The organism is Simiduia sp. 21SJ11W-1 (genome assembly GCF_024138675.1).
In the GTDB taxonomy this organism is placed as follows: Bacteria; Pseudomonadota; Gammaproteobacteria; order Pseudomonadales; family Cellvibrionaceae; genus Simiduia.
The window spans coordinates 1,431,845-1,452,500 of the sequence record NZ_CP090959.1 but is presented as its reverse complement, the minus strand read 5'-3'; the positions used below and the strand labels follow the sequence as shown (position 1 = coordinate 1,452,500).

General features: G+C 55.2%; 21 protein-coding genes (1 of these 21 only partly in view). 1 reads left to right on the top strand and 20 read right to left on the bottom strand.

Annotation, left to right across the window (positions count from 1 at the left end; genetic code table 11):
• The 19 genes from der to L1F30_RS06385 all read right to left on the bottom strand — a co-directional run.
• Positions 1-765, bottom strand: the beginning of a protein-coding gene (gene der, locus L1F30_RS06475) for a ribosome biogenesis GTPase Der (protein ID WP_253360842.1). 789 nt of this gene lie to the left of the window's left edge; only the first 765 of its 1,554 coding nucleotides appear in the window; it begins with the start codon at positions 763-765; its stop codon lies off the left edge, out of view.
• 84 nt (positions 766-849) lie between these two features.
• On the bottom strand, positions 850-2,037 hold the full coding sequence (gene bamB, locus L1F30_RS06470; protein ID WP_253360840.1) for an outer membrane protein assembly factor BamB: 1,188 nt from the start codon (positions 2,035-2,037) through the stop codon (positions 850-852).
• The gene (locus tag L1F30_RS06465) at positions 2,037-2,717 is read right to left on the bottom strand and encodes a tetratricopeptide repeat protein (RefSeq protein ID WP_253360838.1); all 681 of its coding nucleotides are present in this window, start codon (positions 2,715-2,717) and stop codon (positions 2,037-2,039) included. Before L1F30_RS06465 ends, bamB begins: the two co-directional genes overlap by 1 nt.
• A gap of 46 nt (positions 2,718-2,763) precedes the next feature.
• Positions 2,764-4,032 carry a histidine--tRNA ligase gene (hisS, locus tag L1F30_RS06460; RefSeq protein WP_253360836.1) on the bottom strand — a complete coding sequence of 423 codons (1,269 nt, stop codon included), beginning with the start codon at positions 4,030-4,032 and terminating at the stop codon, positions 2,764-2,766.
• A 32-nt stretch (positions 4,033-4,064) separates the two neighbouring features.
• Entirely contained in the window at positions 4,065-5,177 is a 1,113-nt protein-coding gene (gene ispG, locus L1F30_RS06455) for a flavodoxin-dependent (E)-4-hydroxy-3-methylbut-2-enyl-diphosphate synthase (RefSeq protein ID WP_253360834.1), read from the bottom strand.
• Between the two features lie 15 nt (positions 5,178-5,192).
• Positions 5,193-6,179, bottom strand: coding sequence for a RodZ domain-containing protein (locus L1F30_RS06450; protein ID WP_253360832.1), 987 nt, complete (start codon positions 6,177-6,179; stop codon positions 5,193-5,195).
• 45 nt (positions 6,180-6,224) lie between these two features.
• The gene (pilW, locus tag L1F30_RS06445; protein ID WP_253360830.1) at positions 6,225-6,989 is read right to left on the bottom strand and encodes a type IV pilus biogenesis/stability protein PilW; all 765 of its coding nucleotides are present in this window, start codon (positions 6,987-6,989) and stop codon (positions 6,225-6,227) included.
• Between the two features lie 20 nt (positions 6,990-7,009).
• Positions 7,010-8,167: a 23S rRNA (adenine(2503)-C(2))-methyltransferase RlmN gene (rlmN, locus tag L1F30_RS06440; RefSeq protein ID WP_253360829.1), complete on the bottom strand. Its 1,158-nt coding sequence runs from the start codon at positions 8,165-8,167 to the stop codon at positions 7,010-7,012.
• A 19-nt stretch (positions 8,168-8,186) separates the two neighbouring features.
• On the bottom strand, positions 8,187-8,612 hold the full coding sequence (gene ndk, locus L1F30_RS06435) for a nucleoside-diphosphate kinase (RefSeq protein WP_253360827.1): 426 nt from the start codon (positions 8,610-8,612) through the stop codon (positions 8,187-8,189).
• A gap of 237 nt (positions 8,613-8,849) precedes the next feature.
• The gene (locus L1F30_RS06430) at positions 8,850-9,263 is read right to left on the bottom strand and encodes a SufE family protein (RefSeq protein ID WP_253360825.1); all 414 of its coding nucleotides are present in this window, start codon (positions 9,261-9,263) and stop codon (positions 8,850-8,852) included.
• A gap of 48 nt (positions 9,264-9,311) precedes the next feature.
• A complete protein-coding gene (gene sufT, locus L1F30_RS06425) occupies positions 9,312-9,845 on the bottom strand; it encodes a putative Fe-S cluster assembly protein SufT (protein ID WP_253360823.1) in 534 nt (177 codons plus the stop codon).
• 7 nt (positions 9,846-9,852) lie between these two features.
• A complete protein-coding gene (locus L1F30_RS06420; RefSeq protein ID WP_253360822.1) occupies positions 9,853-10,215 on the bottom strand; it encodes an iron-sulfur cluster assembly accessory protein in 363 nt (120 codons plus the stop codon).
• 10 nt (positions 10,216-10,225) lie between these two features.
• A complete protein-coding gene (locus tag L1F30_RS06415; protein ID WP_253360813.1) occupies positions 10,226-11,443 on the bottom strand; it encodes an aminotransferase class V-fold PLP-dependent enzyme in 1,218 nt (405 codons plus the stop codon).
• On the bottom strand, positions 11,440-12,684 hold the full coding sequence (gene sufD, locus L1F30_RS06410) for a Fe-S cluster assembly protein SufD (RefSeq protein ID WP_253360811.1): 1,245 nt from the start codon (positions 12,682-12,684) through the stop codon (positions 11,440-11,442). The genes L1F30_RS06415 and sufD overlap by 4 nt, the downstream gene beginning before the upstream one ends.
• Positions 12,684-13,445, bottom strand: coding sequence for a Fe-S cluster assembly ATPase SufC (sufC, locus tag L1F30_RS06405; RefSeq protein ID WP_253360809.1), 762 nt, complete (start codon positions 13,443-13,445; stop codon positions 12,684-12,686). Before sufC ends, sufD begins: the two co-directional genes overlap by 1 nt.
• A 21-nt stretch (positions 13,446-13,466) precedes the next feature.
• Positions 13,467-14,903 carry a Fe-S cluster assembly protein SufB gene (sufB, locus tag L1F30_RS06400; protein ID WP_253360801.1) on the bottom strand — a complete coding sequence of 479 codons (1,437 nt, stop codon included), beginning with the start codon at positions 14,901-14,903 and terminating at the stop codon, positions 13,467-13,469.
• A 55-nt stretch (positions 14,904-14,958) separates the two neighbouring features.
• Entirely contained in the window at positions 14,959-16,101 is a 1,143-nt protein-coding gene (locus L1F30_RS06395; RefSeq protein WP_253360793.1) for an aminotransferase class V-fold PLP-dependent enzyme, read from the bottom strand.
• Positions 16,098-16,571 (bottom strand): Fe-S cluster assembly transcriptional regulator IscR, encoded by a 474-nt coding sequence (gene iscR, locus L1F30_RS06390; protein ID WP_253360791.1) that lies wholly within the window; start codon positions 16,569-16,571, stop codon positions 16,098-16,100. Before iscR ends, L1F30_RS06395 begins: the two co-directional genes overlap by 4 nt.
• A gap of 99 nt (positions 16,572-16,670) precedes the next feature.
• Positions 16,671-17,471: an RNA methyltransferase gene (locus L1F30_RS06385; protein ID WP_253360790.1), complete on the bottom strand. Its 801-nt coding sequence runs from the start codon at positions 17,469-17,471 to the stop codon at positions 16,671-16,673.
• A 193-nt stretch (positions 17,472-17,664) separates the two neighbouring features.
• Between L1F30_RS06385 and L1F30_RS06380 the strand changes: the two genes are divergently transcribed.
• Positions 17,665-18,477 carry an inositol monophosphatase family protein gene (locus L1F30_RS06380; protein ID WP_253360788.1) on the top strand — a complete coding sequence of 271 codons (813 nt, stop codon included), beginning with the start codon at positions 17,665-17,667 and terminating at the stop codon, positions 18,475-18,477.
• A gap of 119 nt (positions 18,478-18,596) precedes the next feature.
• On the opposite strand, the gene L1F30_RS06375 is transcribed toward L1F30_RS06380, so the two are convergent.
• Positions 18,597-20,630 carry a PAS domain-containing protein gene (locus L1F30_RS06375; RefSeq protein WP_253360786.1) on the bottom strand — a complete coding sequence of 678 codons (2,034 nt, stop codon included), beginning with the start codon at positions 20,628-20,630 and terminating at the stop codon, positions 18,597-18,599.
• Between the last annotated feature and the right edge of the window lie 26 nt (positions 20,631-20,656).

Genomic DNA, 20,656 nt, shown 5'->3' with positions numbered 1-20,656 from the left:
AATGGCTTGCAGTGTTTTCACAATGGAAAACTTTTCAACGGTTTCCTTTACGTTTTTGCGGCGCCGGATACCGGCAGTGTCGATAAGGGTGTAGTTGGCACCGTGGCGTTCGTAATTGATGTATATACTATCGCGCGTGGTGCCAGGCTGATCGTAGACCACCACCCGGTCTTCACCCAACAGCCGGTTGACCAGCGTAGACTTACCCACGTTGGGGCGACCTACTACAGCGATCTTGATGCCGCGGGGCGCTTCTTCAGCCTCGGCCTCGGATTCAGGGAAATCACCCATCACCCGCTCCATCAACCCTTTAACACCCTTGCGGTGAGTGGCAGTGGTGGGGAACAGCTCGCCCAAGCCCATTTCATAAAAGGGCGCCAGTGCGATATCTGGGTTGGTGCCATCCACCTTGTTAGCCACCACGAAGGTGGGCTTGCTGCGCATGCGCAGGTGATTGGCTATCATCTCATCGGCTGGATTCAGGCCTGCTTTACAGTCTACAAGGAACATGACGGCATCAGCCTCTTCAATGGCTTGCAGGGATTGGCCCGCCATTGCGCTATCAATGCCCTCCTCTTCACCGCTGATACCGCCGGTGTCGATCACCATGAATTTACGCCCCTGAAACTCCCCCTCACCGTATTTCCGATCACGGGTGAGCCCGGCGTAGTCAGCCACCAGGGCATCGCGCGAGCGGGTTAGGCAGTTAAACAGTGTGGATTTGCCCACATTTGGGCGCCCTACCAGGGCAATAACAGGAATCATGCGCTTTGCACTCATAAACAACGTGAAGGCCAGAAGCACTCTCGCGCTTCTGGCCTTTTAAAAATAGCAGTAATCGGAGAAAACTTAGAGCGGCTTGAGTTTCAGCGCGCTGAGCTCCCCGCCACTGCCCAAAACATACAGGGTATCGCCATCAACCAACATGGGGGCTCTAACACCGTCGCTATCAACCCGAGTGCGTGCGGCCATTTGCCCTGCATCGCGGGTTAACAGGTGTAAATAACCTTCATAGTCGGCAACGCCTACATAGTCACCCCAGGCCACCGGGGGCGAGAGCTTTCGGCGCAGCAAATCGGTGTTCTCCCACAGGCTTACCCCGTTGGCCAATGAAAAGGCCTGCACCTTGTCGCTCTCACCGGAAATATACACCTGCCCATAGTCAGCGGCAGGCCCCTGAACGGAGCTTGCATCTTCAGCCCATAGCGGGCGGCCAGTGGCGCTAGAGAAGGCAACCAAGCGGCCCTGAAAACTCACAGCCAGCAAAATTTCACCGGCGAGCAGCGGAGTGCCGTCGATATCAACAATGCGCTCGAGTTCGGTTTTACCCTTGGGGATTGCAACGCGCTGCTCCCACTGAATCAACCCTGTATCAATTTCAAAGGCGTACACTTTGCCGTTATCAAAACCTGCATACACCACATCGCCTTTCACGATAGGCGCGCTGGTGCCGCGCAACGTAAGCACAGGCTGCACGCTTTCGAACATCCACTTTTCAGCGCCGGTTTGGGCATCTATACCGTAGAGCTTGCCGTCGTTGGTAAGTGCTACCACCACACCCATAGACTCCACAGGCTCAGCCAAGACTTCAGAGCTTAACCGCGCGCGCCAGAGTTCTGCACCGTCTGCACGGTTAAGCGCAATCACCTCACCCTTGTAAGTGCCAATCAGCAGGCGCTCAGCATTTGCAGTAACACCGGCACTCACGGCAACCGGCACCTCTGACGACCACCAACTGGCTTCGTCTTCGCTGAGCTGATCAACCAAAGAAACCCGCCATTGCACATCGCCATTGGATTTATCCATGGCAACCACTTCGCCTTCGATATCTACAGCGTAAATGCTGCTGCCGTACACGGCCGGCACCAAGCGGGTATAGCGATCATCTTGGCCAGCACCGATATCACGCGACCAAACCTCTTTAATTTTTACCTTGGCTGAAAAGTCCTCAAGCTCTTTTGGCTCGATATCAATTTCATCTGTTGATGCGCAGGCACCTAACAGCAATACAGCCAACAACGCCGCTACGTGCTTCATTAGGCACCCTTTTCTTCGGTGTTCACAGCGCTTGCTTGTACGCTGTTTAACTTCATACGAATTTGGTTGGCACGGGCCATATCCTGAGCGCCAAGGCCCGCCAGAGCGGCCTCATAGGCGAGTGCGGCTTTTGCGTTCTCGCTTTGGGCAACATAGGCATCACCCTTAACTTCGGCATACAAAGAACCAAAGGCGCCCTGCTCCTCAACGTTAACCAGCGCCAAGGCTTCATCCGCTTTCTCTTGCGCTACCAGCACGCGCGCCAAACGCACACGCACCAAGTGGCTCACGTTTTCAGCCTCTGATTGCTCAAGCGCCCAACGCAATTCCGCCTCGGCTTGGGCAAGTTCGCCCTTGTCGATGGCTTGCTTTGCCAAAAGCAAGGCGGCGTTAATGCCGTACAGAGTGTCTGCGTGCTCGGCTTTTAATCCGCTCGCCAGATGGCTTACTGTGGCGGCATTGTCATCCGACAGCTGGGGCTCGGCGGTGAGGAGCTCGGTAATATCTTCAAACTGACTGGACGCAAGCTCGGCGCTGGCCTGACGCTGGTCTTGCCAGGCGTTAAAGCCCATGTAGCCGCCCACACCCAGGACTACAGCAACCACCAAGGATTTACCGTTTTCATCCCACCAACGCTTGAGGGCTTCAATCTGTTCTTCTTCTGTTAAATGCGCAGACACTGTTTCGTTCTCCAGTCAGTCTTTTTATGTTCTTTACGCTGTAGAGTTACAGCGATTTAAGTAATTCGATGGTTGCCGCCTGATCCAGCGTTTGCTGTTCGGCTTGCTCGCGCAGGAATTTAACGCCAATTTGCCCGGCCTTTACTTCATCTTCACCCAGAATCAGGGCAATGGGCGCGCCGCTTTTATCGGCCTTTTTCATCTGGCTCTTAAAGCTGCCGCCACCACAATGCGTTTGCACGGCAAGGTATGGCAGCGCATTGCGCAGAGCTTCTGCCAGGGCAAGGCTTGCAGCGCTTACATCGCCAACGGCGACAATATACACGTCTGGCAGCTGAGTGGCAGCCTCTGGCACACAATCGAGCGCCTCTAGCAATAAAATCAGGCGTTCTATGCCCATGGCGAAGCCCACCGCAGGCGTAGCCCGGCCGCCCAATTGCTCTACGAGGCCGTCGTAACGCCCCCCGGCGCACACGGTACCCTGAGCCCCAAGCTTATCGGTAACCCATTCAAATACGGTTTTGGTGTAGTAATCCAGCCCGCGCACCAGTCGCTCATTCACCTCAAAGGGCACGCCGGCGGCGGTAAGTAGCGCACAAACCTGCTCGAAATGCTGCCTGGATTCATCATCCAGGTAGTCGCCAAGGCGCGGGGCGTCTGCCAGCAGTGCCTGGGTGTTCGGATCTTTGCTGTCTAATACGCGCAGCGGATTGCTTTCCAAGCGGCGCAAGCTGTCTTCATCGAGTGCATCGCGGTGGCCTGACAGATAGGCCACCAATGCCTCGCGGTAGGCCGCGCGGGCTTCTGGCACGCCCAGGCTGTTGATTTGCAGCGTTACTGCATCACTGATACCCAATTCGCGCCAAAGCCTGGCCGTTAAAATGAGTAGCTCGGCGTCAACATCGGGCGTGGCCATGCCGAAGGCTTCAACGCCGATTTGATGGAACTGGCGCAGGCGGCCTTTTTGGGGCTTTTCATAGCGAAACATGGGGCCTGCATACCAGAGCTTTTGGGTTTGGTTATACAGCAGCCCGTGCTCTTCACAGGCGCGCACGCAACAAGCGGTGCCCTCAGGGCGCAGCGTGACGCTTTCATCGTTGCGATCGGCGAAGGTGTACATCTCTTTTTCAACGATGTCTGTCACTTCGCCAATAGAGCGCTTAAAAAGCTCGGTTTGCTCCAAAATAGGGAAGCGGATTTCCTGATAGTGATAGCGGCGCAGCAGATCACTCACCACACCCTCAAGGTATTGCCAGCGGCCGGACTGGCCGGGCAACAAATCGTTCATGCCACGAATGGCTTGAATTTTTTTCACATTAAATTCCAATCAACTCTGAATTTTTCCCATTATGCCTTGGCAATAATGGATTCATCGGCGCGGGCTTTCGCCGCCGCTTTGGCGCGAATCAGCGCCTCCAGCTCTTCTACCAGGTTTTCGGCTTTAAGCTTGGTGCTGGGCTGGCCATCAACGTACACCAGATTGTTGGGCGTACCGCCTGCCAAGCCTATATCTGCCTCTTTCGCTTCGCCCGGGCCGTTTACCACACAACCGATTACCGCAACATCCATGGGCGTGGTGATGTCTTCCAGACGCATCTCCAGCTCGTTCATGGTTTTAATGACATCGAAATTTTGGCGCGAGCAGCTGGGGCAGGCGATAAAATTAATGCCCTTGGCGCGCAGCTTGAGGCTTTTGAGCATATCCCAGCCCACCTTCACCTCTTCCACCGGGTCTGCCGCGAGCGACACGCGGATGGTATCGCCAATACCGTCCATCAACAGCATGCCAAGGCCAATGGATGACTTCACCGTGCCCGAGCGCAAACCACCGGCTTCGGTAATACCCAAATGCAGCGGCTGTTCAATTTGGGTAGCGAGCTTGCGATAGGCGGCCACTGCCATGAAAACGTCAGAAGCTTTTACGCTGACTTTAAAATCCGGGTAGTTATAGCGATCCAGAAAATCCACATGGCGCATGGCGGATTCAACCAGCGCATCGGGCGTGGGTTCGCCGTATTTCTTTTGTAAATCTTTTTCCAGAGAGCCTGCGTTTACACCAATGCGAATGGGAATCCCCAAATCTTTGGCCTTGCTTATCACCGCCTCTACACGTTTTTCGCGGCCGATATTACCCGGATTAATGCGCAGGCAATCAACGCCCAAGTCGGCCACGCGCAAAGCAATGCGGTAATCGAAGTGGATGTCTGCCACCAACGGCACCGGTGATTGCGCGCGAATCAAACCAAATGCTTCGGCCGCCTCCATGGAGGGCACCGATACGCGCACTATGTCGGCGCCGGCATTGGCCAACCGCTGAATCTGGCCAACGGTTGCGGCAACGTCGGTTGTCTCTGTGTTGGTCATGCTCTGCACAGAGATGGGCGCATCGCCCCCAACCGGGACCTTGCCCACCATTATCTGGCGAGACTTTCTACGCTTTATTGGCGATTCGAAATGCATCCTACTCTCTCAAATTTAAAGCGCAGCGCTAACAACGAAGCGCAACGCGCGATTATTACCCTTGGGGGAAGCATCCACCGGGCGGCCATTAATAGCCACTGTCACGGCTCGGGCGTTGCCCAGCATGACATTAAATGGTGCCTTGCCTTTAAGCAGCAGCGAGCTGCCAGCGGCTTGTAGTTCGGTGGCCAGCACATCACCATTGGCATCGCTGATCTCCACCCAACATTCACCGGTAAATTCGAGCGCCAGCTGATCAGGGGCGCGCGCATCCAAATGATTGGCAACTGCCGCCGCTGGTGCCGCATCAGAATCAGAATTCTCTGTCACTGCCGGTGCCTGGCTTGCCTGCTCAGCTGCATTTGCAGCGCTGGCATCATCATTGGTTTCAGTACCACTGTTGGCACCTTCAGCGGGTATGTCCGCGTCACCTTCGAAGGCGTCTGCCGCCGGTGCGTCGGCTGCAACCTCTACAGTTTCATGCGCTGGCGCATTGCCTGAGCTGCTGTCTGTCTCGGTGATCACAGCGGGCTTTGCTACCTGCCCTGAGGGTGCGCCGGGAGCCAGGAAGTAGTAAGCCACAGCAAACGCAATCGCGACCACCACAGCACCGGCCGCCCATTTGGGCACACCGCCAGATGCCTTCATACTCTCTCCGGCCAAAGCAGACACCACACCTTGCGGGCGCGAAGGCGCGACCAGCTGGCTTACCTCAGAGTGAGCCGCCACATAATCGGTGTAGCGTTGCAACACTTGCGCCTCATCAAGTTGCAGCAACCGTGCGTATGCACGCAAATACCCCTTGATAAAAGTTTCACCGGGAAATTGGTCGTAGCTGTCTGATTCCAGTGCGGCAAGCTTCGAGCGCGTAATGCGCAGCTTCGCCGCCACACTTTTCTCATCCAGCTTTTGCGCTTCGCGCTCTCGCTGCAAAAAGGCACCCGGCGTAGAGAGCTCTGTGCACTCTGCACGGGTTAACTCTGATTCCGTCTCAGATGTCATAATAATGGCCGTTGATTGTTCATTATTGTCTAACCCTATGCTGGGTTATCGGCTTCCCTGACTTTTCTTGTATTCCAAATACTCTTGCGAATAAGGGTATAAGCTTTTCAAACTCAGCGCTTGGCTTGCCTCTTTGTCTTTGTTGCCAAATATTCGTTCAATCTGAATACCAAGCCACAGGCTACGGGCACTGGGGCGGCTATAGACTTCGTAGGCAGTCAAGTGTTGTTTCGCCTTGGCGTAATCTTTTTGCTGTAAATAAAAATCGGCCAACTCCAGGTGCGAAGCCGAAAAGTTACGCTGCAAGAGCACCGAGTGATTAAACGCCGCTAGGGCCCGTTCGTTACGGCCAAGCTTTTTAGCAGCCATACCCAGGCCATAAAGTGCAGTTGCACGGCGATCGTAATTCAGGTCTTCAGAGGCAATTTCATAGTTTTCATAGGCTTCCTGATAACGCTCTTTGCCATACAGGAAGGTGGCGTAATTGAGCCGCGCCTGGGTGAAGTCGCGATCGCGACGAAGTGCTTCTTTAAAGGCCTTCTCAGCCAGCCCCGGCTCACCTTCAAGCTGGTACAACAAGCCTTTACCGTTCAGCACACCCGGGTCGCTGGGTTTAATTTCTGCGGCTTTATTCAGGTGGAAGCGGGCGGAGTCCAGATTGTTTTCACCGATGTAACCAAGCCCCAAACGAATGTGGGTTTCCAAGGCCTTTTCGGGTTTCATTTTCGGCGCATCTTTTTCCATCGTTGTAATACAGCCTGACATCAGGCCCAAGATGGCTAACAGCACAGTGATCTTAACAGTAGACATGGACACCCTTATCTCTCAATTTACTGGCCGATTATCCGCACAGCTTCTTCCTGCTGCGCCATTTTATTGCGGTAACGCTCGGCACGGCGCGTCAAATCGTTCACGTTGCCTGCCAGCTGCCCGCAGGCAGCGTCGATATCATCACCGCGGGTAGTGCGCACCGTCGCAATAAAACCCGCTTCGATCAGAATGTTCTGGAACCGGCGCAGTGCATTATTGCTGACCCGCTTGTAGTCAGACTGACTAAAGGGGTTAAACGGAATTAAGTTGATTTTGACCGGCACATCACGCAAAAGTTCCGCCAATTCGTGGGCATGCTCCGGGCGGTCGTTTACCTGGTCTATCAACGTGTATTCAATGGTGATTTTGCGGTGCGAGTCCGGCAGGCCTTCAATGTAACGCTGGGCCGACTCCAACAGCATCGCAATGGGGTACTTTTTATTGATGGGCACCAGCTCGTTGCGCAGCGCATCGTTGGGCGCATGCAAGGAAATAGCCAGGCATGCATCTGTGTGCTCGCCCAGCTTATCCAGCGCTGGCACAACCCCGCTGGTACTCAAGGTTACGCGGCGCTTGGAAATACCGTAGCAGTTATCGTGCATCATCAGGTGCATGGCATCCACTACGTTATCGAAGTTAAGCAAGGGCTCGCCCATGCCCATAAGCACCACATTGGTCACTTTACGGGGCCCGCCCACACACAGCTGGCCAAATGAATTGGCGGCAATCCACACTTGGGCGATGATTTCAGCGGCACTGAGGTCGCGGTTAAAGCCCTGCTTACCCGTTGCACAAAAGCTGCAATCCAGCGAGCAACCGATTTGCGACGACACACACAAAGTGCCGCGCTCGCCATCGGGAATGAACACGGTTTCGATGGCACTGCCACCGTCGACCTTGATCAGAAATTTGCGGGTGCCATCAGCGGAATCCAGCTGTTTTAGCACCTCGGGAAAACGAACCTCTGCCACCTCGGCAAGCTTGGTGCGCAGAGGTTTGCTGATGTTGGTCATCTCTTCGAAGTTGACCACACCTAGCTGATGAATCCACTTCAATACCTGTTGGGCACGGAAGCGCTTTTCGCCAATGGACTCGAAGAACGCTTCCATTTTCGACTGTGTCAGGCCCAGCAAATTCACTTTTGCGGGCGCGCCTGTGGCTTCCTGTACCTCAACCATGGGATTCACCTATGCGAAATTAGCGTGAGCTGATTTCGGTTTCTGCAAAGAAGTACGCGATTTCACGCTGGGCAGAAGCTACAGCGTCTGAACCGTGTACGGCGTTGGCATCAATGCTTTCGGCAAAGTCTGCACGAATGGTGCCGGCAGCCGCTTCTTTAGGGTTGGTCGCGCCCATCAGTTCGCGGTTTGCCAATACGGCGTTTTCACCTTCCAGAACCTGAACCATTACAGGGCCTGAGGTCATGAAGGCCACCAGGTCGGCAAAGAAGCCGCGCTCTTTGTGCTCGGCGTAGAAGCCTTCGGCCTCAGCCTGAGACAGGTGCTTCATTTTGGCGGCAACAACCTTCAGGCCTGCCTTTTCGAAACGGGTGTAAATTTCACCAATAACGTTTTTGGCAACGGCATCGGGTTTGATGATGGAAAGGGTGCGTTCAACGGCCATGTAAATCTCCGAACATACTTCAGTGAGTGAAAAAATTAAGGGTGTGAGGCGCTTGGCCCGCACTCAGCAAAAAGGCCAGTTTTAGCCTGTTTGCCGCTATATTCTTGAAAATCCGGGCTTTTGGCCGCCAGTTTGGCCAATTACCCCAACTTCCTAAACATAAAACCCGCGGATTATACGCGGGTTTCAAGTACTTTTGTACGCGGCGAGCCGCATTTATGAGGACAATTTACCCCATTAGCCAGCGGCGGCCCGGGCAATCGCCTGCACCCGCCCCACCATGGCCCGCAAGCCGTTGCCCCGCGTAGGGCTCAGGTGGCGTTCGAGGTCTAGCTTGGCAAAGTAGCCATCGATATCAAAGGCCAGAATCGCCGCCGGTGTTTGCGCCTGATACGCCGCCATCACCACCGCCAGCAGACCGCGCACAATCACTGCATCGCTATCTACGCTGAAGTGCAAATGGCCATCTTCAAGGCTGGGCTCCACCCACACATTGCTCTGGCAACCTTTCACCAGCCGCTCCGGGGTTTTCAAGGCGTCATTCATGGGCGGCAGCGCCTTGCCCAGATCGATGATGTAGCGGTAGCGCTCTTCCCAGTCATCGAAAAACGCCAAATCCTCCAGTATTTCCTCTGTGCTGGGTAAGCTCACAACCACTCCTTAATGTTTATTGCCTGAGGGCGCACGCAAATCCCAGGCCTAGAAAAACAGGCCCGCTTCGAGCTGCGCCTCTTCGCTCATCATGTCGCGCGACCAGGGCGGATCGAACACCAAATCTACCGCCACCTCTTTCACACCGGGCACCTTGGCCACACGGTATTCAACATCGCCCACTAACACCGGCCCCATGCCGCACCCGGGCGCGGTTAGCGTCATTTTGATGTTCACACGCTGGGCGTCTTGCTCTATGGCTACCGCGTATATCAACCCCAGAGACACCAGATTAATAGGAATCTCCGGGTCGAAAATGGTTTCAAGTGCCGCCCAAACCTGGGCCTCTTTAATAATGCCGGATCCATCGTCTTCAAAATCAAGCTGCTCAGGCTCCATGCCAATGGCATCACCGTCGGTGCCATCAATGCGCAGCATATTGCCCTGCCAGGTGACGGTGTAGTTGCCGCCCAAGCTCTGCCGGATATTGACAAACTCACCCTCGGGGATCACCACCGGCGTGCCAACGGGCACACGCCGGGCCGGGCAATCGCGCCGGGTTACCACCATTTGTTGCTGCATTGGGGCCTCAGTTCACAGAAAAGCTTTCACCGCAGCCGCACTCAGCCACCACGTTGGGATTGTTGTATTTAATCACGCGGTTTACGCCCTCTATGACCATGTCGATCTCGGTACCCGAAATCACGGGTGCGGCATCAGCCGAAATAGCCAGGCGCACATTTTCACCCACCTCAAGCAAGGTATCGCCAGGCTCTGTGCCCTCAACGGTATCAAGCACATAGGCATAACCTGTACAGCCACTGGATTTGATACTCAGGCGCACCACCGGCTTGCCAGAGTCGGCAAGCTTGCGGGCAAAGTGCTTGGCCGCCTTTTCGGTAACGGTTACCAAGGGGGCCTTTGGATCGAATGTCGAAACACTGGAACTCACAATAATTACCTCACGCCAACAGCGTTTTCACTTTCTCAAGTGCTGTAAACAGCGCATCAATATCTGCGGTGTCGGTGTAAATTGAAAAGGAGGCCCGCGCAGTACCAGGCACGCCCAAGCGATTCATGAGCGGCTCGGCACAGTGGTGCCCGGTGCGAATGGCCACCCCCTGCCGATCCAGCAAAAAGCCCACATCTGCCGGGTGGCCACCGGCCATCAAAAAGCTCAACACACCTGCTTTATTGGGGGCGGTGCCCACTATCTGCAAGCCCTCACAATCGGCCGCACGGGCATGGGCGTAGGCGAGCACCTTCTGCTCGTGAGCCTGCAAGGCCTGTAAATCCAGCGAGGCAAACCAGCTAACGGCTGCGCCAAAGCCGATGGCACCGGCAATATTGGGGGTACCGGCCTCCAACCTGTAAGGCAGGGTATTCCATTTGGCATCCTGGTAGGTGACTTCGCTGATCATCTCGCCGCCGGTTTGCCACACAGGCCACTCGGCCAGCAATTCGGCGCGCCCCCACAAAACACCAATGCCCGTTGGGCCAAACATTTTGTGGCCCGAAAAGGCATAGAAATCACACCCAATGGCCTGTACGTCCACGCCGCCATGGGCAATGCCCTGCGCACCATCCACTAACACCCACGCACCCACGGCTTTGGCTGCCCGGGTCATGTCTTCAATGGGGTTTACCGTACCCAGCGAATTAGACACATGGGGGAAGGCCACAAGTTTTGTACGCGGGCCCAGGAGTGACTTAAATGCCGCCAGATCCAGCTCACCGGTGTCGAAAATGGGCGCCACTTTCAGCTTGGCACCACCGGCTTTACAGGCCTGCTGCCAGGTTACGATGTTGGCGTGGTGCTCCATTTCGGTGACCACCACTTCGTCGCCGGGCTGTAATTGCAAACCCAAACCGTGCGCCACAATGTTGATGGCCTCGGTGGTGCCGCTTGTCCAGATCACCTCTTCGCGCTGACGGGCGTTGATAAATGCAGCCAGCGTATCGCGCGCGCCTTCATAACGGCTGGTGGCTTCATCGGCGAGCCGGTGTGCGCCACGGTGCACGTTGCTATTGCAGGTGCTGTAGTAATCCACCAGAGCATCAATTACGCACTGGGGCTTTTGCGTGGTGGCGGCGTTATCAAGATACACCAGCGGCTTGCCGTCTATTTCACGCGCCAAGATGGGAAATTGGGCGCGCAAGGCACTCACATCAAAACTCATAATTCACCCATATTGGCAAAGCGTGCGCGCAACTGCGGGCGCAACCACTCGGCCAGCGCCGCATTTGGCATAGCATCAACCAACTCGTTGATAAAACCAAAATTCAACATGATTTGCGCCTGCGCGCGGCTGATGCCACGGCTTTGCAAATAGTAGAGCGCGCGCTTGTCGGTTTCAGCAACAGTTGCGCCGTGAGCACAACGCACATCGTCTGCGTAGATTTCAAGCTCGGGCTTGGTGTTAATTTCGGCGCCGCGGTTTAACAGCAAATTGCGATTATTCAGCTCTGCCAATGTTTTTTGGGCATGGCGATGGATATGGATTCGGCCGTTAAACACCGCGCGCGACTGGCCACCGGCAATACCGCGCACATTTTCTTCGGTGGTACCGTTAGGCTTGGCGTGCTCAATGGTGGTGTGCAGATCAAACAGCTCTTTGCCGTCTAACAAGTACACGGCGTTCATATTGGCACTCGCAAATTCGCCACCGTGAATAACATCTACATCAAGGCGCGCAAGCTCACTGCCAAAGCCCACCAACGTTGAATGCAATTCACTGCGATCAGACAATTCAAAGTGGCAACCACCCACGCTCATCGCCTGACCCGTTTGCATGGCGAAGCGGTAGTGTTCCAACCGGGCTGCCGCACCCACTTGGTATTCGGCAAAATAGGTAGACACACTGTTTGCCGTCGCATCGGCTACCGATTGCTCAACAATTGCCAGGCTCGCACCCTCGCCCACGCGCACCAACACACGACCATGGGCATGAGCGTTGGCACTGGTGTGATACACAATGCGCAGCGGCTGCTCAACATTTACCTTTGCGGCCACATCTATCACCCAGCCATCGGCGGCCAGCACATCGTTTACCAAACCGAAATAGTGACGCGCAGGCTTTACCTGGCCAAATACGGTTTGGGCCAGCGCATCGCCAGCATTTAGCGGGCGAATGTGTACGCCCTCAGGCAGCGGCTGCGACAGCGACTGCGGGCGACCATCTACCAAGTGCAACTCAATGGCATCCAGCCCGGCAATGGGTTCAATTACTGCAGCAGACTGCGGATTGGCCGCTTGCAGCTGGGCCTGTTCCAGCGGCCGTACGGGCGTGTACTTCCAGGCCTCTACTTTGCGTGAAGGCCATGCGGCCTCGCGCAGCAATGCCAGCGAACGGCTTCGCTGCTCGCTTAAGTGATCGTTTAAGGGCGCCTCGGTCAGCGCCGCATCCAACCAAGCATTCATTAGGCACTCACCTCGTCTGGGTGATCTGCCAGCCAGCTGTACCCTTGTGCTTCCAACTCTTTGGCAAGCTCCGGGCCACCGCTTTTGACAATTTTTCCGTCTGAAAGTACGTGCACGAAATCGGGCTTGATGTAATCCAGCAGGCGCTGATAGTGGGTAACCACCACAAAGCTGCGCTCGGGCGAGCGCTGGTCGTTGACGCCATCGGCAACCACTTTCAATGCATCGATATCGAGGCCTGAATCGGTCTCATCCAAAATGCAAAGGCGTGGGGCCAATAAAATCATCTGCATGATTTCGTTGCGCTTTTTCTCACCGCCGGAGAAGCCTTCGTTAACGCCGCGCTTTAAAAAATCCAGCGGCAGATTAACCTGCTTGCAGGCAACCTTGGCCATTTTTAAAAACTCGGCTGAGCTTAAGGCGCTTTCACCACGGGCTTCACGCACGGCATCTACAGAGGCCTTTAAAAACTCCATGTTGCTTACACCCGGAATTTCCACGGGGTACTGGAATGCGAGAAACAGGCCGCTGCGGGCGCGCTCTTCGGTTTCCATCTCGAACAGATCTGCACCATTGAGTTCGGCACTGCCCTGCTCTACCTCATAACCTTCGCGGCCAGACAACACATAACCCAAGGTACTTTTACCCGCACCGTTCGGGCCCATGATGGCATGCACTTCACCTGGTTTAACTTCCAGGTTCAAGCCCTTCAAAATGGTTTTGTCTTCGACGCGCGCGTGCAAATTTTTAATAGATAACATATTGAATTCCTGAACCTGAACTTAACCCACAGAGCCTTCAAGGCTGATTTCCAACAGCTTGCCGGCTTCAACGGCAAACTCCATGGGCAACTCTTTAAATACTTCTTTACAGAAGCCGTTAACAATCATCGACACGGCTTTTTCCGGATCCAGCCCGCGCTGGCGGCACAAAAACATTTGGTCATCGCTCACTTTTGATGTAGTGGCTTCGTGCTCCACAATAGCGCTGGGGTTGCGACTTTCCACATAGGGGAAGGTATGCGCTCCACATTGATCACCAATTAACAGCGAGTCGCACTGGGTGAAATTGCGCGCACCGTCGGCACCGGGATTCATGCGCACCAAGCCACGGTAACTGTTGTTACTACGCCCGGCGGAAATCCCCTTGGAAATAATGGTGGACTTGGTGTTTTTGCCCAAGTGAATCATTTTGGTGCCGGTGTCGGCCTGCTGCTTGGCGCGCGTGAGCGCCACCGAGTAAAACTCGCCTACGCTATCGTCGCCTTTCAATATACAGCTTGGGTATTTCCAGGTAACTGCGGAGCCGGTCTCTACCTGTGTCCAGCTGATTTTTGCCCGGTGATGGGCAATGCCGCGCTTGGTGACAAAGTTGTAAATACCGCCGCGGCCTTCTTCATCGCCGGGGTACCAGTTTTGCACGGTAGAGTATTTTATTTGCGCATCATCAAGGGCCACCAACTCAACCACTGCCGCGTGCAGCTGGTTCTCATCACGCTGAGGTGCGGTGCAACCTTCAAGGTAACTTACATAGCTGCCTTCATCGGCCACAATGAGCGTGCGCTCGAACTGGCCAGTGTTTTGCTCATTGATGCGGAAATAGGTAGACAGCTCCATGGGGCAGCGGGTGCCTTTTGGAATATATACAAATGAGCCATCAGTAAATACAGCGCAATTCAGTGCCGCAAAAAAGTTATCTTTGGGGGGCACAACGCTGCCCAGATATTTTTGTACAAGCTCCGGGTGTTTGTGCACAGCCTCTGAAATGGGGCAAAAAATCACACCCGCTTCTGCAAGCTTCTCGCGGAAGGTAGTCACCACCGATACCGAGTCGAATACCGCATCCACCGCCACGCCCGCCAGCATTTGCTGCTCAACCAGGGGAATACCGAGCTTTTCATAGGTGCGCAATAATTCCGGATCCACCTCGTCTAGCGACTTGGGCTTATCTTTCATACTTTTAGGTGCAGAGTAATAAGAGATCGACTGGTAGTCGATTTTGTCGTACACCACGTGCGCCCACTCGGGCTCTTCCATTTCGCGCCAGCTGCGGTAGGCCTTCAGGCGCCACTCGAGCATCCACTCGGGCTCCTCCTTCATGGCGGAAATGCGACGGATGACATCTTCATCCAAACCGGGCGCAAAGGTTTCCGATTCGATTGCAGATACAAAACCCGCTTCGTACTCGCGCTTTAGCGCCTTATCAATCTGCTCAGTCATAAGACCTTCTACTGCGTTTACTGGGTGACGAGGTCACCTGGCTAAAAATAAATAATCAGGCGGCCTGCAACTGCCCAACAGTGGTTCGAATATGTGCAATGGCACGCGTAACGTCTGCTTCGGTGGTAAAGCGGCCCAGGGAAATACGCACCGAGCTATGGGCGTCGGCATCAGAAAGCCCCATGGCCTTCAGCACATAGGAGGGCTCCATGCTGGCCGAGGTGCAGGCCGAGCCTGAAGATATGGCGATATCGCGCAGCGACAACAACAGCGATTCACCATCGAGCCCGCCAAAGCACACATTCAAATGCGTTGGGCTTACCTGCTCGCCATTGCGGGCAACGCCCGGCAAATCGGCAATGCCGGCCCACAGCTGATCGCGCAACTGGCCAATGCGCGCCATTTCCTGCTCGCGCAACTGCTGGCACAAGTGTGCGGCAGCGCCAATGCCCACCAACTGATGGGTAGCTAAGGTGCCGGAACGCAAACCGCGCTCGTGGCCGCCACCATGAATTTGCGCCACCAGCTGGCCTGCAATGGCGCGCCGCACATACAGTGCACCCACGCCCTTGGGGCCATAAAACTTGTGCGCCGACATACTCAACAAATCGGCATTGAGGCTGCCTACGTCTATGCAGAGTTTGCCCGCCGACTGGGCGGCATCCACATGCATCAAAATGCCTTCAGCCCGGCACCAGGCGCCGATGTCAGCAATCGGATTAATCGCACCGGTTTCGTTGTTAACGTGCATCAAGCTCACCATGCGAGTATCGGGCCTGCGCGCTGCCTGTACGTCTGCCGCACTGATACACCCGCGGCTATCTGGCTTGAGCCAAGTAACTTCCACCCCGCGCGCCTCCAGCCATTTAGCCGGATCAATCACCGCCTTGTGCTCGCACACGCTGGTAATCAAATGGCCGGTAAAGCCTGCGGCCTCAAACACGCCCTTGATGGCGAGATTATTGGATTCCGTAGCGCCGCTAGTCCACACCACTTCACGTGGATCTGCCGCCAGCAATGCCGCCACTTGCGCGCGGGCGGCCTCTACCTTTTCCTCAGCCTGCCAGCCAAAGATGTGTGAGCGCGAAGCCGGATTGGCGAAAGCGCCTTCAGCGGTGAGGCATTCAGCCATGGCGCTGGCCACCTGCGGATCTACCGGGGTGGTGGCTGCGTAATCGAGATAAACCGGCAACTTCACGGGTGACTGGCCTCCATCAGCGTGACCGAGCGCATTTCGTCATCCTGCCGGGTACACACTGCGCGCACATCGTGGCGCTGCATCAGGGCCGCCAGGCTGATGGAGTTTAAAAACTGGTGGATCTGGTCACTCAGGTCGCTCCACAGGTTGTGGGTAAGGCATACCTTGCCATTCTGGCAGTTGCCACTGCCGCCACAGTTGGTGGCGTCGATCGATTCATTGACAGCATCAATAATCTGGGCAACAAAGATCTGCTCGGCCTCGCGACTCAGGCGATAGCCGCCACCGGGGCCACGCACGCTGGTGACAAGCTCGGATTGGCGCAACTTGGAAAACAGCTGCTCAAGGTAAGACAGAGAGATATCCTGGCGCTTGGATATATCGGCCAGGCTCGTGGGGCCGTGTTGAACATGCATTGCCAAGTCCAACATGGCGGTTACCGCATAGCGACCTTTCGTTGTCAGTCTCATAGGCGTTTTCCATCCACTTTAATGCCCTACAAACGGGAGGGGCATTATAAATAACCTACTAATCCAGTCAAGTATAAACCCAAGTAAAACACTAAGGTATTACTCTTTCGCAGCCAGCGCCGCCTCCAGGGCTTTTATGCGGTTTTCGCTGTGGTACATGGCATTTTGTGTGGCGGTGAGTATGCCGCGCAGGATATTGAGCTCCATTTGATCCAGGCGCGCGCGGTTAAACAGCCGGCGCAGCCGCGTCATGGTTTGGCGGGGGTTATCGTGGGTGATGAAATCCAGCTTTTCGAGGGTTTCTTGCAGGTGCCGGTAATAGTACTCCAGCTCCTGGTTGTTGGCGGGTGGCTGATCCCAGTCGTCGAAATGCGGCTCTGCCCCATCGCGCTCGGTGAGCATGGCCATACGCAACTCGTAACACACCACCTGCACAGCGGTCGCCAGGTTGAGCGCACTGTAGGCCTCGTTGGCGGGAATATGCAGGTGCACATTGCACATCTGCAGCTCTTCATTGGTTAAGCCACGGTCTTCGCGCCCAAATACAATAGCCACCTTGTGCTGGCGCGACTCTTTTGCCACCTGCCCGGCCGCCTCTTTTGGCGTTTGGATTGGCCAGGGAATGGAGCGCCCGCGTGCGCTGGTGCCAATCACCAGGCCGCAATCTGCCAATGCGTCTGCCAGCGTCGGCACGACCGTTGCACCATCAAGTACATCCTCGGCATTGCCCGCACGCCAGGTGGCCTCTTCGGCTGGGTATTCCCGCGGCTCTACCAGCCACAAGTCTGACAGGCCCATATTTTTCATGGCCCGCGCCGCGCCGCCGATATTGCCGGCGGCCTTTGTGTTTACCAGTACGATGCGTACCTGTGAAAGCCAATCTGAGGGTTGCTGGGTCATGTTGCGAGTTCCGGGCGCTGAAAAGGCGCGCAGTGTACCAAATGGGCAGCGTCAGGCCCACAGGTATGGCAAATGCCCGCTATGCTATTAAGTACAGTGCTGTTATAATCCGCGCCCCTCATTTACCCCGCAGGTAAAACCTGCCCCGCGGTAACTGCGCTCTCTAACATTCAACTGCCCTGTCGGAGTCCCCATGGAACCCATGCTGACCATTGCCCTGCGTGCTGCACGCAAGGCCGGAGAATTGATTGAACGCGCAATGGAGCGCGTAGATTTTGTTGCCATTGAGGCCAAAGGCCAGAATGACTTTGTTACCGAAGTTGACAGGGCTGCTGAAAAAGAGGTGATCTACCACCTGCGCAAAGCATACCCCGATCACAACATTCGCGGCGAAGAAGGCGGCTTTAACCAAGGTAAAAGCGGCACCAGCGATTACGAGTGGATCATCGACCCCATCGACGGCACCACCAACTTTATTCACGGCATTCCACACTTTGCGGTGTCTATTGCGTGCAAGCGCCGGGGTGTTATTGAGCACGCCGTAGTGTACGACCCCATCAAGCGTGAAGAATTTACCGCCAGCAAAGGCAAAGGCGCCATGCTCAACGGCCGACGCATCCGCGTAACTGCGCGCCGCGGCCTGGAAGGCGCCCTCATCGGCACCGGTATCCCGTTTAACGGCTGGGCACTGGAGCACATCAACCCTTACCTTGCGGCCTTACAAGAAATTGCCGGCCAAACCGCTGGCATCCGCCGCGCAGGTTCTGCGTCACTGGATCTAGCCTACGTTGCCGCAGGCCGCTTTGACGGCTTTTGGGAAATGAACCTAAACGAGTGGGATATCGCCGCAGGCGTACTGCTTGTGAAAGAGGCAGGCGGCTTGATTTCCGATTTCAAAGGCGACAACAAGTACCTGGATAACGGCAACCTTGTGTGCGGCGCTCCCAAAGTATTTAAACCGCTGTTGCAAATTGTGAGCGGCCACATGGGCCACGTGCAAAAGTAACCCGCACCAGAAGCTGTACACACCTGCAATTAGCTATGCCTACCGGGCTGCCAGCAAGGGAATGCGGCAGCCAACCCGCAGTTCACGACTGCGATCACCACTCACAACCAAGGCGCGCCTTAGCTCACCAACTTGTTTAGCGTGTGAATCAGCGCGTTAATATCAATGGGCTTGGTTAGGTATTCAAAAAAGCCCGCCTTGCGCCCGCGCTCGATATCAAAACTCATGGCATTGGCAGAGAGCGCCACCACGGGAATTGAGGCTGTAGCCGGGTCGGCCTTTAACACCTCCAGCACTTCAAAGCCGTCCATACCGGGCAGGTTGATATCCAAAATAATGACATCCGGGCAAAAGGTTCGCGCCTTGTACAAGCCCAAAAACGCCTCCTCGGCCACCTCTAACTGCAATTGCTCAAAGCGGCTGCAAAATTGGCGAATAACACGAATATTTGACGGGTTATCTTCGATGTAAAGCACCCGGTGCAGGCTTGTGATTTCAAGCTCTGCACGTGCGATCGGCGTGTGGGTGTGCGCAGGCAGCTCGGGGTCTTGCTGCTCGGAAATCTGGAAAGTTAGCCAAAAGGTGGTGCCTTGGCCTTCGCGACTTTCAAAATCGATGGTGCCCCCCATCATTTCCATAAGCCTGCGCGTAATCACCAAACCGACACCGCTGCCTTCAATTTTGCCGCCCTCTGCACCCAGCCGATTGAAGGGCTGGTACATTTCCTTGTACTTGGATTTGGGAATACCCACGCCCGTGTCGCGCACACCGATGCGAATGTGGCCATCGTCGGGCATAAAAAACACCACCTCCACAGAGCCACCCATGCGGTTGTATTTGATGGCATTGCTCATTAAATTTAACAACACCTGCTTTAAGCGCACGCCATCTGCGTGAATGTAGGTGTTTGTCCACTTGCGGAAATCCACACTGATTTTTACCGCACGGGTTTCCGCCAAAGATTGCACCAGTTGCACACACTCGCGCACTACCCGTGAAGGCAATACCGGCTCTAGCGATAACGACAGTTTGCCCGATTCGATTTTTGCCAAATCCAGCACATCGTTAATCAGCTGCAATAAGTGGGTGCCGGCCTTGCGAATTTCACGAATATTTTCAAGCTGCTCAGTGCTGAGGTTGTTGTCGTAATCAAACAGCTGCGCAAACCCCATAATGGCATTGAGCGGTGTGCGCAACTCGTGGCTCATGCTCGACAAAAACTCAGACTTGGCCCGGTTGGCGCGCTCGGCACCCTCTTTGGCCAGCATCACCCGTTCTTCAGCCTCTTTCAGCAGGGTGATATCCATATTGCTGCCCGCCATACTGATCACTTCACCCGCCTCATTGAGCGCTGCAGACCCACGCCCCTTAATCCAGCGGTAGCGGCCATCCACAGCCTTCATGCGGTATTCGATATCAAAGGGGCGATTGCGGCCTATGTGCTCGGCCAACATCTGCTTAAAGCGCGGCACATCTTCCGGGTGCATCAGGTCATACCACAATTGCAATCGGTTGCGGCCCTGGGTTAACACTTCATCGTTTTCTTCGTAGCCCAGCATTTGCCAGCAGCGGGCGGAGAAATCCAGGGATTTATCTTCCCTGCTCCACTCCCAAATACCATCGTTAGAGGCGGCAATAATGCGCTCATGGCGCGCTTCACTCTGGCGCAATTTATCTTCGGTTGCTTTTAACTCGGAAATATCAAAATTCACGCCTGATAAAAACGCCACCTTGCCGTTTTCAGCCTTATAGGAAAGCCCGCGTGCCTGGGTCCAACAAAAACTGCCGTCGGCGCGTCGAATGCGGTAAATAACATTGTAGGGCACGCCATCAATAACATGCGCCTCAATGGCCTCTTGAATGAGGTGGACATCTTCAGGGTGTACAAAGGCAAACAGATCCTGCCCGCTGTCTATGGCAGCGCGTGCGGCGCGATCGTAACCGAGCTTATCCCAGAACTCGCCCTCCCAATACAGCTTGTTGCTTTTGAGGTTCCACTCCCAAAAGCCGCACTGGCTGCCCTGAAAAATACGTTGGTAGCGAATCACCCGATCGCGCAGCTCATCGGGGCTTGCCGCCTCCACTTGCTCAGGCGTGAGCGACAAATACCGCAATCGGGCTTGATCTTTGGAGGAACGGGTTGAATCACTCATGGTCATTGCCGCAAAAGATGAAAAGG

Coding starts and splice junctions, on each gene's coding strand:
- ispG (WP_253360834.1), bottom strand. CDS start 5,177: ATGCATTTCGAATCGCCAATAAAGCGTAGAAAGTCTCGCCAGATAATG.
- sufB (WP_253360801.1), bottom strand. CDS start 14,903: ATGACTGAGCAGATTGATAAGGCGCTAAAGCGCGAGTACGAAGCGGGT.
- sufT (WP_253360823.1), bottom strand. CDS start 9,845: ATGCAGCAACAAATGGTGGTAACCCGGCGCGATTGCCCGGCCCGGCGT.
- ndk (WP_253360827.1), bottom strand. CDS start 8,612: ATGGCCGTTGAACGCACCCTTTCCATCATCAAACCCGATGCCGTTGCC.
- L1F30_RS06385 (WP_253360790.1), bottom strand. CDS start 17,471: ATGACCCAGCAACCCTCAGATTGGCTTTCACAGGTACGCATCGTACTG.
- iscR (WP_253360791.1), bottom strand. CDS start 16,571: ATGAGACTGACAACGAAAGGTCGCTATGCGGTAACCGCCATGTTGGAC.
- L1F30_RS06375 (WP_253360786.1), bottom strand. CDS start 20,630: ATGAGTGATTCAACCCGTTCCTCCAAAGATCAAGCCCGATTGCGGTAT.
- L1F30_RS06415 (WP_253360813.1), bottom strand. CDS start 11,443: ATGAGTTTTGATGTGAGTGCCTTGCGCGCCCAATTTCCCATCTTGGCG.
- rlmN (WP_253360829.1), bottom strand. CDS start 8,167: ATGGTTGAGGTACAGGAAGCCACAGGCGCGCCCGCAAAAGTGAATTTG.
- sufC (WP_253360809.1), bottom strand. CDS start 13,445: ATGTTATCTATTAAAAATTTGCACGCGCGCGTCGAAGACAAAACCATT.
- pilW (WP_253360830.1), bottom strand. CDS start 6,989: ATGTCTACTGTTAAGATCACTGTGCTGTTAGCCATCTTGGGCCTGATG.
- bamB (WP_253360840.1), bottom strand. CDS start 2,037: ATGAAGCACGTAGCGGCGTTGTTGGCTGTATTGCTGTTAGGTGCCTGC.
- L1F30_RS06450 (WP_253360832.1), bottom strand. CDS start 6,179: ATGACATCTGAGACGGAATCAGAGTTAACCCGTGCAGAGTGCACAGAG.
- L1F30_RS06380 (WP_253360788.1), top strand. CDS start 17,665: ATGGAACCCATGCTGACCATTGCCCTGCGTGCTGCACGCAAGGCCGGA.
- sufD (WP_253360811.1), bottom strand. CDS start 12,684: ATGAATGCTTGGTTGGATGCGGCGCTGACCGAGGCGCCCTTAAACGAT.